We start from the raw sequence: 16,121 nt of genomic DNA on the forward strand, positions 1-16,121 counted from the left end.
TTGGGCGTTGTCAATAAAATTCTTCCATGTTGACAATCCTTTTTCCGGTATGTTTTATTTATTCATGTAATTCAGAAAACTATCAAACACTTGTTTATTTTTTTGTTGCGTTTTAGTTTCCATATAAGCGGTATACTTTCCTTCAAAAGAATTTAATGAATGTATTTTTTCTGTTTGATTTTGGCTTATCTGCACTAGAACATCTTTATAACTATCTACAATCAAGTCCATATATTCAGTATCAAACAATTCTTTTTTATAGTCCAGAGATCCTAAAAGCCTGTTTTTTTTAATTCTCATAACAAGACTAAAATCGAATTTTGCGGTAAATTCTTTTGGCGTAAAAATTTCAAGTTTATTTACCTGAATTTTTTCGGCAATATTATTTAAATCATATAATTCTTCATTAAACACAAATCTGCCTTGAAATAATGCATTCGAATCATTTTTTCCTTTCAAATTCAGTTTTACCAACTCTTCCAAAGAAAGATTTTGATGATCAATATCCTGCATTATATCATTATTGGCTCTTATAAGCAGGTCAATGAATGTTTCTTCGGGATTGATTGTTGTTTTTATTGGTAATGTATTTACAAAAAAGCCTATAATAGATTCAAATTCTTTTCTGTTTCTTCCGGTAATAGAGCTCCCCAGCACGATATCTTTTTGATCTGAAATATGATGCAATAAAACACTGAAACTTGTCAGTAAAATTGAAAACAGGGAAACATTTTGCTCAATTGAGATTTTTTTCAGCAGGGTAAAAACCTCATCTTCAATATAAAAATCAGTAACATTACCTTCACTTTTACTATCCTTTTTAACAGGATGCTGATTTTTAATCAGGTTTAATTTCTCTATTCCGCCTTCCAGCCTGTTTTTCCAATATTGAACATTTTCATTATGCTCATCATTTTCTTTTATAGCGTTTTGCCATGAAACGAAGTCCAGATAGGTGTAATCAACTTCCGGTAAACTATTTTTTCTGTTCGTTACGAATGCATTATATATTTCAACCCATTCGTTTATTAAAATATTCAAAGACCATCCATCACTTATAATATGATGCATGACGATGATGACAAAGTAAGTATCATTGGGTAATTTAAGTATCTTTAATTTTGATAAAGGAGCAGTACTTAAATCAAAACTTGTTAAGTTTTCTGCATTTAAAATTTTTAATAATTCTTCATTATCGGGTGTATAGTCATAATCATCAATTTCAATTATTGGCGTTGCCTCTTCTTGTATAAATTGTATAGGATTTTCACCATCAAATTCAAATCTTGTTCTAAAACTATTGTGTCTTTTAATAAGCTCGTTATATGAATTTATAAAATGTTTGACACTAAAAATTCCTTCAATCAGCAATGCTGTTGAAATATTGTAAGCGCTGGATTCTATTTCATCCTGACTTAAAATCCATAATCTTCTTTGATTGCTGGATAATAATGATGATGTTGTTTTAGATTTTACTATTGTCAGGTTTGCATTATGTTTTAAATCCAGCCCATTAATAAACTTACTTAGACTTCTGACAGTTGGCTTACTAAAAATATCTTTTAGTTTTAGATCCAGAATAAGTTTTTTATTGATTGAATTTATATATTGTATAGCCAACAAACTATTCCCTCCCAATTCAAAAAAGTTATCGGTAATACAGATAGCATCTTTTTTAAAGAGTTCCATTAAAATAGTAACAAGAGTTTGCTGTACTTCATTTTCGGGAAGTATAATTTCGGCATTCTCTTTTGTACTGTCTATTTTTGGCAATCTTTTTTTATCAATTTTACCGTTAGAAGTCATTGGCAATGATTCCATTGTTACGATTATGGCAGGAACCATATAAACAGGCATTTTTTGGGTCAGATATTCTTTAAATTCATCTTCATCATATCCTTCTTTGGTCACTAAATAGGCAATTAGTATATTTTCTGAATTCGAATTTTTATCGACTTTTACACAGCTTTCTTTTATATATTGATTCCTGGCTATCATTACTTCGATATCTCCGAGTTCTATCCTGTTTCCTTGTATTTTTACCTGCCCGTCTTTTCTACCTATAAATTCAATATTTCCTTCTGGTAGCCATTTAACTAAATCGCCGGTATCATACATTCTTTCACCAATAACAAAAGGATTATCGATAAATTTAACCTTCGTAAGATCCGGATTGTTTAAATACCCATTAGAGACTCCTGCTCCGGAAATGTAAAGATTTCCAATAATCCCTATCGGCAGCGGAACCAAATCGCTTGTCAGAACATAAGCTGAGGCATTCGAAAAAGTACGTCCCAGAGGTGTTCTTTCCTGTAGTGGTTTATCATCCACAGGATAAATAAGCTTTCCTATAGTTGTCTCAGTAGGACCATAATGATTAACAATCTTTAATTGATTATTTACTTCTTTTATCTTTTCTATGATCCCTTTTGACAATTCTTCTCCTCCAAAAACAATCATTTTCTTCGGCAACAAAGGTTTATTGTTATTCACTAATGCTTTCCAAAAAGTAGGCACTATTTTTATGCAATCAATATCGTTTTGATCAAAATATTGATGTACATATTCTATATTTCTTAAAGAGTCCTTAGATAATAAATGTAATGTTTTGCCATAAATTAAGGAACTATATAAAGTAGTATTACCTAAATCTGTTGACAAAGAAGACATTAATAAAAATGTTTTAGCCTGATCGATTTGAATTTTAAAATTCAGCCCATAAAAATAATCTACCAAATTCAGTTGATTCACCATTACTCCTTTTGGAGCGCCTGTAGTTCCTGAAGTATATATTAAATACGCTAAACTATCCAGTGTTGTGTTATTAATATTTAATCCTTTTTCTTTTGAAAATTGATTATCAACTTTATTGTTTAATGTAATGATTTGAATATTATGATTTACAAAAATTCCTGAATCAGCATCATTTGTTACAACAAAATTGGCATTGGTGTCTTTTATTATATATGCCACTCTTTCCTCTGGCATATCAGCATCGAGAGGTACATAGACGCCTCCAGATTTCATGATTCCCAGTAAGGCCACAATTGACATACTCATATGCGAATTGTAACAAAGCAAAACAAAACCTCCTTTTTTTAGCCCATTGCTTAAAAGGTAATCCGCCAGTTGATTTGCTTTTTCATTAAGCTCGTTATAAGTGAGTTCTTCATCTTCAAAAACAACGGCAATAGCATCAGGAATATTCTTAGCCTGCTCTTCAAATAAATCTATAAGTGTTTTATCTTTAGGATAATCAACCAATATATCATTAAATCCAACTAAAAGTTCTTGTCGCTCCTCTGCTGTTAGAAAATCAATTTCTTCTACAGGCTTTTGCGGCTGCTCTAATGATTTTATCAGAATGTTTTCAAAATGAGAAAACATTTTTTTAATCAACAATGCATCATAAATTTCTGAATCATAATTTATTAACAAGGTCAAAACATCTGATTCCGAAAAAGTAAAGGTGATATCAAACTTAGAATTCTTGCTTTCAAATTCGTAATTTTCTATTTGTAAACCTGTTAATTCTTCTTCATTCACCAAGCTTTTTACTTGTTTTTGATTTTGTAATACTACTAAAACATCAAATAAAGCAGAACGACTGGTGTCCCTCTTTAAATTCAATTCGTCTAACAGCGCATCAAACGGATAATTTTGATGTTCGTAGGCTTCCAGCAGAATATTTTTTTCTTTGTTTAATAAATCAAGGAAACTATTTTTTTCCTCAAATTGAGTTCGTATTGCTAAAGTGTTTAAAAATAATCCCATTTGGTTTTCTAAATCCAGATGCTCTCTTCCTGCTATCGGAGTTCCAATTATGATATCATTTTGTCCTGTATATCGGTGCAATAGAGCATTGATTCCAGCCATTAAGGTCATAAACAAGGTCGCATCATACTCTTTTGAAAAGGTTTTCAGTTTATTTAGAAATTCTTTCGAAAAAATATGCGTGGCGCTGTTTCCATTATAATTGCGAACCAATGGGCGTGTTTTAAAACTTGGCAGCTCTAATACGGGTAATTCTCCGGCAAACTGCTGTAACCAAAATGCTTTAGATTCCTGGCTTTTTTCCTGTTGCAGTACTTCATTAAGCCATACTGAATAATCTTTATATTGAATACTTAATTCAGGCAGCTTAGCTTCTATTCCTTGTTTTAACGAATTATAGACTTTTACTATTTCTGATACCAATAACTCTATTGACCATCCATCGCCAATGATGTGATGCATCGACAGGGAAAACACAAATTCATCTTCTTTCAATTTAATCAAGCTTGCTCTAATCAGTACAGGTTGATCTAAATTAAAAGCAATTGCGTTGTTTTCCTGTAAATAGGTAAATACTGCGTTTTGGTCTTTTTCAGATGTAAAATCCTTTTCTGTTATCTTAAAATTAATTTCTTCTGTCGGTACTATAAACTGATGTACTTCTCCTTCTTCATTCGTTTTAAAATAGGTTCTCAATATTTCATGACGCTGGATTAAAAAGGCAAAGGATTCTTCAAATTTAATTTTATCGATATTTCCTTTTAACTTTACTACTGCTGGCATGTTATAAGCCAAAGAACCTCCTTCTAACTGGCTCAATATCCATAATCTGTGTTGAGATTTGGTTACAGGATATGATGCCTTCTCCGGAGCTTTAGTAATGAAGGTAAAATCTTGTGCCAGCAATTTTTGGCTAATTTCTTCAATTGTCGGGCTTGAAAAAAACTCTTTAAAGGTTATACCCTGATGCAGTTCTTTATGTATTCTATTGATAACCTGTCCAATGACTAGACTGTTTCCTCCCAGATTAAAAAAGTTATCTGTAATTCCTATTTTCTCAATTCCTAAAACATCTTGCCAGATTGCTGCTAATTTATCTTCGGTTTCGTTTTTTGGCGCTACATATTCACCTCTGATAATATCATCTCCGGTAACAGAAGGCAGTGCTTTTCTATCAACCTTACCGTTAGAAGTCAAAGGAATGCTCTCTAATGCAATATAGAAATTCGGAATCATGTAGTCCGGAAGTTTTTCCTGTAGATAATGATGGATTTCTATTTTATCAATTTTCGATTCTGAAACATAATAAGCAACAATTACTTTCTCTTGGTTTACTTCTTTAATCTCAACAATTACATTTTTTATTGCCTTTGAATATTGAAATAAATGCGTTTCTATTTCGCCCAATTCTATTCTAAAACCACGAATTTTTACCTGATGGTCTTTTCGTCCAATATATTCTATGTTTCCATCAGGAAGCCATTTGGCTAAATCTCCTGTATCGTACATCTTTGTACCCTGAATAAAAGGGTTATTGACAAACTTTTCGTCTGTAAGAACTGTTTTATTCAAATAACCTCTGGCAACACCAACTCCGGCAATGTACAGTTTACCAACTGCACCAATGGGTTTTAAAGATAAATTTTCGTCGAGAATGTATAAGCTGATATTATCAATAGGCTTACCAATTGGAACAGAATTAATATTATGCTGCTCTGCACAATCATAATAACTTACGTCGATACTTGCTTCTGTAGGACCATAAAGATTCATCAAAGAAATAGCTGATAACTCATTATAAAACAACTCCCTTTGATGTAATGTTAGTGCTTCACCACTTACAAATACTTGTTTTAAGCTTTTTAGATGTTCTTTTTCTTTCGGATTTTCCTTCACATATTCTAAAAAAACAGATAACATGGCAGGAACAAAATGTATGAGCGTTACATGATTTTCATATATATTTTGTATTAATTGAGCAGGATCTTTTTCTACTCCAGACTTAGTAACAGAAAGTTTTGCTCCATAGATAGCCCACCATAATAATTCCCAAACAGAAACATCAAAAGAATATGTCGTTTTTTGGATAAGAGTTTCACCGGAATCTAATTGATATGCTTTTTGCATCCAGGTTAATCTGTTAACCAAAGAAGTATGTTCGATCATTACTCCTTTAGGATTTCCTGTTGTTCCAGATGTATAAATTATATAAGCTAAATCTCTGGGAGAATTGATTTTAGCTAAATTTAAATTCGTATAGTTTTCCTTTTGATTATAGAAAATTCCGTATTCAGTTTCATCAATAATAATTTTACTTTTCGTATCACTTTCTATATAATCAATTCTATCCTGAGGATAATTAGGATCAATAGGAACATAAGCTGCACCAGATTTTAAAATACCCAATATAGAAACGATCATACGTTCGCTTCTTTCTAATTTTATACCTATCAGATCATCAGGCTCAATATTGTATTTTTCTCTTAGATAAGCGCCTAATTGATTGGTTGTCTCATTAAGTTGTTTGTAAGTAAGTTCCGTTCCCTCAAAAACAACTGCTACGTTGTTGGGAGCTTTTTCTGCCTGCTCTTCAAACAATTCGATGATGGTTTTATCCTGCGGATAATCTACTGTAGTATTATTAAAATCAAATAATAATTGGTGCTTCTCTTCTGAGCCTAATAAATCAAACTCATTTGTGCCACCACTAATAAATTCCTGAAGATGAACTAAAATTTTCGTAAAGCCAGAACCTAAATGTTGTATTAATGACTTGTCTACAAAATCTTCATTGAAGTAAATTGCTAATTCTAATGCTTCATTGGTTATATTAAAATTTAACAAAACGCCTTTGCATTTACTCGCACCTATTGACGCATCATTTAAACTGATTCCAAAATGAGAATAAGAATCTAAATTTAAATACTCTGAGTCATATGATGCATAACTCAATTTATTTTGAACTTCTTCTGATATCACCTGCAAATGCTCTTTAAAAGATTTGTTTAATGATGTGCTATCGTCTTCCAAAAAAAATGGGTTAGAATCTTTATTTCCTGTTAAAGAGTTGTAAGAGGTAATAATACCCGTATAATTATAAAAATATTTGTGCAGTAATATAGAATATATCGCAGTAATTATTGAAAATTGTGAAAGACAATTATTATTGGATATCTTTTGTAAATACCACAACTCTTTCAGTTCAATCGTGTATTTAAAGGAATTAACTTCTTTATTTGATGGAAATATTAGCTCTTTATCCTTAATCTTAGTATTCCAAAAAAGCTCTGCAATTTTATTAATATTCTCCATGAAACTTCTAATATTTTATTTAACGGGTGTATGTATCTGTTGTGAACGAAATATTTTTTTTATTCAGCTCAAAATTTTTATCAGTAATTCTAAAATCAAAAATGACGATTCATACTTATTAATATAACCGTTACTTATTCTTAACAAATTCATTAATAATGCATAAAATTCATTATGCATATAGCACAAAAATAACATTGCGTTTAGTAAAAAATTACGGGCTTTTTAGCTAAAAATTACGGGCTTCTCCCGTCCCTGCTTAAGTTTTGATAAAATTGTTTTGGAAAAAGTATTTTTACAGTTTTTAATAAAATCTTGCAATAGAATCATTTTTGTAAATGATAGAAGTTCTTGAATTTAGAAATGAATAGAAGATAATTTCGAAAGATTAAATTTTACTACGCAAGAGATTATTTTAAAGAAGGAAAAGGTAAAAATGGATCAAAAATCAATGCAAAACCCTTACTGAATGAAGCTTCATAGCAATTTGTGAAAGTAAAATCACTTGTCTATCAAAAGAAAACTGAGGTAAAAAAGTAAAATCACTTGTCTATCAAAAGAAAACTGAGGTAAAAAAGTAAAATCAATAAATTATTACACCTCTTTAAAACTGATTCAATACAATACTTTTAAATACCAGATTATTGATAGGCTTAGGAGCAATCAAATCTTCATATAGAATTTATTAACGAAGACTTAAACTATCAAGACAACATTATGAGTTGAAAGTCTGTAATTTGTATTATTAGACGTAGTCAATATCAACAGAAGGGAGAAATCACACATGTAAATCGACAAAGATTGGCAATTTTCTTTGCGGAGTTTCTAGTGAGATTTCTCCCTTCGGTCGAAAATGACAAACTATACGCTTAATCATTTGCTTAAAAAATATGGATTTATCTGAAATTTAACCAACAAAACATTATACAAAATCCCTTAACTTAATGACATTGAGCTTCAAGACAAAACTTTGTAGATATGATGATTAATTCCAGGAATACCTAACAGGTTTAAGAAAACCTATCAGGATAGCAACCTAAAAAAGTATTAGATTAAAAAATAGGTGTTTTTATTAATCAGATTCAGGTTTATACTAAAACAAGGTTACAGAGAAATACAATTAAATTGGCATTGGAGATTAACCATACCGTAATTAGATGATTCCCCAATGAAATAAATAAATAATTATTAATAAATAAGAAAACGCTATCGAAAAAACTACTTCTAAATTTGGTATAATCTTTATCTTAAATAGTAAGTATAATACATTAATTATTGTTGTTCCAATAAACACATAATTTAAAATAAACAAAAAGCTATATTTTTCAGGCAATCCAAATAGTAGAATAAACAAATTATAGTTAGAAGTTTGAAAAATAGCCCAAATAAAACCAAATACTACAATCATTGCCAACAATGAGTTTGCTATAAATAAGTATTTCAATACGTTCAAACTTTTATTTTTGCTCCTGAAAATTGAAAAAATACAGTATAATAATGTACCAAAAATAATCATTATTGCAATAATTAGTGGTGATATAAATAGCCAGATGGGTTTATTTAGACTTTTTGCCAATTTAGATATTCCGCTATTATATTTAATATTAGAAATAAATTCAATTTGAGTTAATTCTTCTTTTATTTCAGGCTTCTTATCAGGTGTTTTAATAAAACGTTCTACTATACCTTTTCCAGCTTTTGAAAAACTTGTTGCGTGACCGTATGGCATTTCAAACAGAAAGCTGTTTTTATATTTTTTTGCCATTTCCTTACCATTCTGTAAAGGTGTAATTGGATCATATTTTCCAGCAAAAATCAAAGCTTTAATGCTTTTATTTTTTTGCGTTGAATCATTTATTTTTTGTGCGCCAATTTCCAATTTTTCACAAACAGACAGATCTGAACGATAAAATAATATTCCCCCTTTATTTTTTTTAAATGCAAGAGTATTTTTGTCATATTCTTCAATACTTTTATTTGTAAACCCGTCATTACATGAAACGCAATAATAGGTCCCAAAGTCTCTTTTTAATGCCTCAGAAAAAGCATCTACTAAATTGGCCAATACAAATTTATCTTCTGTATAAAAACCGTTTATTATTAAAGGAATCATCTCTATTAATTGTTTATTATAAAGAGATTGATGGATAATTATTTTAAAATCGTCAGCATTATAGGTGAATCTTCCTGTTTGAACAATAGATCTCTCAACATTTACCTCTATACCTTTTTTGCTCAATTTATCTATTACTGAATAATATTTTGATTCTAAATCAGGGTATTTTTGTTTACTTTCTTTAAAAAGAGTATTCAGACTATTAATATAATTGAATGTATTATTTTTATAATATTCATTAAGGTCATTAATCGGAGAATCTAGAATAATGCCTTCGAAATCATCTGGAAATTGATGAGAATAAACCTGTGAGATATAAGTACCGTAAGATACCCCATAGACAAACCATTTATTTATGCCTAATGATTTTTTTAATGCATGCAAATCTTTTGAAATATTTAAACTATTATATGCTTTTATATCTATTCCTTTTTCGATAAGGTCATTTTTGCATTGTTCTGAAACATTGACAATTTCATTTATATCTTTAGTTGTATTATTATTTTCGGCAAGCACCCTTAGGATGTCTTCTCCTAGTTTAGGACATAAGCTAGGCTCAGAAAAACCAGTACCTCTTAAATCAATAAGTATAATGTTTGCTTCATTTCTTAGGGGATGATTTAACCATTTTTTGATAGGGCCTATACACCAACCGCCAGGGCCGCCAGAAATATGCACTACGTTTTTACTTGATTTTTTAAAACACGGTAATACAGCTATAGCTAATTTTACAGTTTTATTTGAACTGGTATTTTCCCAATTTTCAGGAACACTTAGAGAAAACCATTTTATATTCTGGCTATTTACTTCCTTCCAGTCTGGAAAATAACTTGCAGCAGTTTGAAGTCTATATGTGTTATTTGAATTTTGTGCATTTATGTGTAAAAATAAATGAAAAAAAATGATGCAAATAAATAGTTTTTTAATGTTGGACTTAATTCTCATTCGTTTATTTAAAATAATATATAATTTTTAGCTAATCTTGCGCTCACTTTTGTAATTGTTTTTTTGACAATGGGAAATTTTTATATTGATATTTATTACCTAATTCTCATTTTGTTTTTTACCAGGTGTTTTGCAAACAAATCTCCCCAACTGACTCATTTTTGTTTATTATTTCTTTTGTTATACTGTACTTAGTATATTGTTCAACAGTTATTTCTAAAATATATTTATTTGGCGGTAAATCATTTATCACAAACTCTCCGTTTTTATCACTAAAACTCAACTCTTTAACAAAAACCTTGTCTTTTTCTTTAAAAATTTTAATTGTAAATGTAGATACAGGATTAAAGCCATGATCAACTAATCTTCCCCATATTGAATAATTATTTATTCCATTAAAAGACATAAAAAGAAATGAAATGAATAGTAAGTATTGAATTTTTTTCATCTGATAGTGTTTTTATTTAAATATATTTATTTTATCTAATTTAGAATTGACACTTGTTTTGATTTTTAGAAAGATCATTTAATTCATAGTATACACCAGCAATCGTGATGTAATTGAGTGCCATCGGAACATGACGAAAACAAAAATCTACCAAGTGTTCATCCTCTTCATTCGTGTGTATTTTTACAGTTAATCAAAATATCACAGATGATATCTTTGTTTTCATATATAAAAAAATGATTTCCCTGCAAAATATTATAATCAAATCTGCTTTCTGTATAATTTTTCCAATTCAATATCAAGTCTGCTGATCTTTCTTCATTTCCCATCAGAGCAAAAATTGGCGTTTTAATTTTTGCTGCAGGGGTTACAGTATTCTTTTCAATAATTTCAAAATCGGCTCTTAATATCGGTTCAAATATCTCCAGAAGTTCTCTATTATTTAATATCTCTTCTGATAGTCCCCCTAATTCTTTTAGTTTTTCAAAAAATAAAGGATTCGGAATTTCAAATAGTCTTTCGTTTTTCCTCATATTCGGTCCGGGGTTTCCTGAAACTACCAAGTAAGATGGAAAATCTCCTGTTTCTTCTAATTCTTTAGTGATTAAAAAACCCAATTCTGCACCCAAACTGTGTCCAAATAAAATGAATGGTTTCTCATTTCTTCTTTCCTTTATTTGAAACAATAAATCTTTGACCGCCATTTCTTTATCATAAATTAAATCTTCTTCATACCTAAGTCCTCGCCCAGGTAATTCTACAGGCTCTAATGAAAATGAATCTTTCAATCTATTAGTAAATGAGTTGAAAGAATATTTACTTCCGCCTGAAAAGTGTAGCATAAATAGCTGATAATCCATTTTAAATATTATTTAAGTATTTCTTTGATTTTTCTTTGTTCTGAAATAACTCTTCAGTAATTATTGCCTTGATTACCTCCAAATTATTATTTATCATATTCATGTGGTTTCCTTCTACTATATTAAGGTTTATAATTCCTGAACAATATTTATCCAAATCATTAAATTGTTTATTATAATTCCGTTCATCAGCTCCTATTTTTGAAGGTTTAACTAATGTAATTTTACCTGAATAATTCATTGGTCTGTAATTCATCACTAATTTGTTGGCGTTTGCCATTCCGTTTACAACATTTTCTTCTATTTCCGAAATTAACAGCTTATTATCCTTTGATGATTTACTTAGGTCTTCATTTACATTTGAACTGATTTGGGTCTGATCAGAGAGTAATCTTTTTATTAATTCCCTACGTTTATCTTCATTAAGATTCTCATCGTAAGAAGGTGTAAAAAACCCAGGATCAAATAATATCACACTTCTTACTTTTTTATTCGATTTTTCTAATTGTGAAACCATTTCATAGGCAATTGTTCCTCCAAGCGACCATCCGCAAACATTAATACTTTTTAAGAAATCAAATGTGTTGACAGAATCTATATAATTTGCTGCTATATCTTCAATAGTGGTATTTACTGCATCATCAACGGTAACTGAATTAAAAACGACCAAGCTTACATTTTCCGGAATTATTTCTTCCCAAATTTTAAAGTTTAAGGTGTTATACCCTACTGGCGGTACAAAAAACAGGAACTCATTCTGCACATTGTAATTAATACAATAGAAATTATTTTCATAAAGGTTAAAATCATTTTTGAGTTGTTTATCTATGAACAATGAAAGATCTTTAATACATTGATTTTTGTAAATATCAGATGCGAGTATTTCAGCATCAAACATTTTTCTAATTTTGTGAATGGCTCTTAATGCTAAAATTGAGTCTAATCCGATATCGAAAAAATTAGATTGAATACCAAATTCCTTATATGGAATAAGTTCATGTATTATATCAAAAATTATTCTTTCAGTTTCTGTATCGGGTTCCATTAAATTTGTTCCAGTAATTAAATCTATACTTCTTGTCAATTCGATATAATTAATTTTGCCACTATCTGTTAAAGGAATTTTATTTATTTCAACAAATTCATGGGGAATCATATAATGGGCTATTTTTTTCTCAAGAAATGATTTTAGTTCGCCTTGATCTAAAGGTTTGTTTTGTGTATAAAATGCAACTAGTCTTGCATTGTTTTTATCCTTTATAGGTACTACAATAGCCTTAATTATTTTTGGATGAAGTTTCAGGTTATATTCAATCTCACCTGGTTCTACCCGATATCCTCTAACTTTTACCATTCTGGTTTTACGCCCGTGAAGAACTAATTTTCCTTCATTATCGATTAAACCTAAATCGCCCGTTTTTACATATCTGATTCCTTCGCTTTCCATAAAAGTATTTTCTTCGAGATCACTATGAAAATAACCTGTAGAAATACTAGCACCAGAAATGGCTATTTCTCCTATAATTCCCTTTGGGAGCAGTTCCTGGTTTTCGTTGAATACTTTAATATTGGTGTTTTGTATAGGCATACCCAATGGCAAAATTCTTTGGCTATCTGTAGTGTCTTTTGTATAATAGGCTACTCCCGGTGCTTCTGTCGCGCCATATCTGCCTACTACTTTTAAAGCTGGAAAAGAGTTCTTTAGTTTTCTGAAAAGTTCAACTGAAATAGGCTCTCCGCTTATCTCCAAATATTGCAATGATGATAAAGCATTTTCCATTTCACAGTCATACAATAACTGAATAAATGTTGGGGTTAAAAAAAGTCTTGTTACTGTATTTGTTCGCGATAATTCCTGAAATGATATTGGATTATTATTTGATTCATCAGAATATACAAATAAGGTGCTTCCCTGCATAAGTGGTTCAAATATTTCTCTTAACGAAGGTCCAAAACATAATAGTGTTTTAAAACCATATATATCTTCCGGAGTAGCAGGAAAATTATTTTTTAACCACAATATTCGGTTAACATGCCCGGAATGACTAATCTTAACTAATTTAGGTACTCCAGTTGAACCAGAAGTATAATTTATACAACAAAGCGAACTTGGATTAACTACCGGCAGTGTAATATCATCAACAAGATCAATTTCATTAATTACAAAATGTTTAATCTCCAAATTTACTTTTGATTCAGTATCGGTAAGTATCGCTGATAGTTTTATATTTTCATTTATCCATTCTACTTTTTCCTGAGGAAAGTCTTTTTCTATACTAACGATATGACAGCCTGCTTTTAATATCCCGATAATTGATGCTATTAAATTTGCTGAACGTTTCATATTAATACCAACCGGACCTGATATTTTATTTTTAAGAAGCAAATTGCAAATACCATTGCTCATTTTATCTAACTCTTGATAAGTAAGTTTTTGATCAAGATCAATTACTGCAATATTTTGAGGATACTTTTTTGCAATCTCGCTAAACTGCCCGTGTAAAGTAATATTTGACAAATCATAATGTGGTCCATCCAAACTTGCTTTTTTAAGTTCTGCAATTTCAAAAATGGATATATTTTTAAGTGATTTATCTTTAATTTTGTCTAAATTATTAAACATTTTGACAATTCCGTGAGTAATATCATTTAATAAATAGCTTGTAAAATTATCATTTCTATATCTTAGCTTCACTTTTAATCCACTTTTCTCTTCGATGAACATTATATTTATAGGAAAGTGGGAAGAAATATTACTATCGTGAGCAATTTGAGTCAAACTGAAATTATCCTCATCCTGATTTATTCCAAATTTTATATAGTTTTGAAATCCATAGGAAATACTAAACAAATTTTGATGGCCCGTATTTCTAATAATATCATTAAATGTAAGATAAGCATATTCCTGTGATTCTAAAACCTGAAATTGTACCTCTTTTATAGCATCTAAAATTGTTTTCTCTGAATTAAAATTTACTTTGACAGGAATTGTGGTAATACACGGCCCTACAATTGATTCCATATCATCCTGACCAAAAGGTCGTAAGGTAACAGTATTTCCCCAAACAAATGAATCTGTTCCATTGCATTTTGAGAAAATCAAACCTACTAAAAAATTAAATGTAGCCGATAATGTGATATTTTGCTTTTTTAAAATGTCTAGTGAGACTGTACTTATATCAAAATTATATTCTAAATCAGAGAATGTGTTTTCTTTCAGTTCAGACTCGCCTACTGTTTTATATTCTAACAAGCTTGGTTCAACATCTTTTAAGCGATCTGTCCAGTAATCTATTGCTTTTTTCTCATCTTTTGAATTAATCCAATCAACATAAGTTGAAAATTGTACTGTGGATGAGGCATTTATCAAAGGTTCTTTTCCTAATTTCAATTCGGTTGAAACTTGCATCAATTCATTAAGAATAAAAGAAATAGATGTTGCATCAATAATAATGTGATGGCTGGTTATTACTATTATACTTTTATTGTTTTTTATTTTTATTAATGAAAACTTAATCAAAGGTTCTTTCTCGATATCAAAGCCTTTAAATTTTATCTCATTCAGGAGTTTTATCAATTCTTCTGAGTCGGAATCATTCTCTATTTCAAAATGTTCGCATATTACAGTTCCAGGCGCTAAAGTAATAGACGCAAAATTTCCTGTATCGTAATTAAAGGTAAAGCAAGTCCTTAAAATTTCATATTTTGAGGTTACAATACTACATACCTGACGAAAAAAATCATACGATATGTTTTCCTCTGACTCATAACTATTTTGATTGATGTAATTCTTATTATCGGGATAATTTAATGCATAACCCACTAACCCTTTTTGAAAAGGGGTTATATTATCTTTTAAATTATCTTGTTTTTTATTGACTAGTTTTTCAAGATAATCTTTAAAAAAATCAATAAAATTATTGCACATTTCCTGATCGAATCCCAGTTCTTCACTGATATTAAATTCACAATTAATAATATCTTCCTGAATCCATGCATTAAAGATTATTTTATTAAGTTTATTTTGACTGAACCTGTCTGTTTTCTCAATAGTTGATGAAAATGCAGAATGCGAAGAGAGTATCAATTTATTATTACTTACTACTGATTCTGATTTTTGGCTGCCTGCTTTATATGATAAATCTCCCAAATAGTTAAAAAGTATAACAGGTATAGATTCAGATTCCATTTGTCTACTGATATATACCGGTCCGTAATACTTTAAAATTTCAAAGCCTATTCCGCCATTTGGCACTTCACCATTGCTTACTTTGACAGCACTTAATGTTTCTTCAAGAGATTGTTTAACAATGTTATACTTAGTAGGGTACTTACATGTAAACCAACCTATTACATCTGACACATCATGATTAGTAATGGAATCTCTTCCATGTCCTTCTCTTTCGATTACACAAGTTTCTGCTTTAGTAAGATCGTAAAATGAAAACAAAAGTGCTGTAATTATTTTATCCTGTAAATCTTTATTTGATTCATGATTTCCCTTTTTAATTTTCACAATATCTCTGAAGCTTATGCCATCATTTTTTTCAAACCCATCTGAAAAATCAATTTGTGACAACCAGTACTCTAATTCTGTATCTAATAGATTGTTTACTGCATTTTGATTTTCAAATATCCAATTTTTATAGCTATTCATTACTGGCGC

5 protein-coding genes are annotated in these 16,121 nt (G+C 29.8%); all 5 read right to left on the minus strand.

Features of this window, described 5'->3' with window-relative positions:
* Positions 1-54: 54 nt before the first annotated feature.
* Positions 55-7,086 carry an amino acid adenylation domain-containing protein gene (locus ACEN92_RS04280; protein ID WP_495641134.1) on the minus strand — a complete coding sequence of 2,344 codons (7,032 nt, stop codon included), beginning with the start codon at positions 7,084-7,086 and terminating at the stop codon, positions 55-57.
* Between the two features lie 1,153 nt (positions 7,087-8,239).
* Entirely contained in the window at positions 8,240-10,147 is a 1,908-nt protein-coding gene (locus ACEN92_RS04285; protein ID WP_495641135.1) for an alpha/beta fold hydrolase, read from the minus strand.
* A 118-nt stretch (positions 10,148-10,265) separates the two neighbouring features.
* Complete coding sequence (locus ACEN92_RS04290) at positions 10,266-10,595, minus strand: peptidase associated/transthyretin-like domain-containing protein (RefSeq protein ID WP_495641136.1); 330 nt, start codon at positions 10,593-10,595, stop codon at positions 10,266-10,268.
* 167 nt (positions 10,596-10,762) lie between these two features.
* Positions 10,763-11,455 (minus strand): thioesterase II family protein, encoded by a 693-nt coding sequence (locus tag ACEN92_RS04295; protein ID WP_495641137.1) that lies wholly within the window; start codon positions 11,453-11,455, stop codon positions 10,763-10,765.
* A gap of 1 nt (position 11,456) precedes the next feature.
* Entirely contained in the window at positions 11,457-16,112 is a 4,656-nt protein-coding gene (locus ACEN92_RS04300) for an amino acid adenylation domain-containing protein (protein ID WP_495641138.1), read from the minus strand.
* Positions 16,113-16,121: the final 9 nt, after the last annotated feature.

Source organism: Flavobacterium sp. Flavsp81 (assembly GCF_059491325.1).

Bases quoted from the DNA above. Each gene is read 5' to 3' on its own strand.
- ACEN92_RS04300 (WP_495641138.1), bottom strand. From the start codon at position 16,112: ATGAATAGCTATAAAAATTGGATATTTGAAAATCAAAATGCAGTAAAC.
- ACEN92_RS04285 (WP_495641135.1), bottom strand. From the start codon at position 10,147: ATGAGAATTAAGTCCAACATTAAAAAACTATTTATTTGCATCATTTTT.
- ACEN92_RS04280 (WP_495641134.1), bottom strand. From the start codon at position 7,086: ATGGAGAATATTAATAAAATTGCAGAGCTTTTTTGGAATACTAAGATT.
- ACEN92_RS04295 (WP_495641137.1), bottom strand. From the start codon at position 11,455: ATGGATTATCAGCTATTTATGCTACACTTTTCAGGCGGAAGTAAATAT.
- ACEN92_RS04290 (WP_495641136.1), bottom strand. From the start codon at position 10,595: ATGAAAAAAATTCAATACTTACTATTCATTTCATTTCTTTTTATGTCT.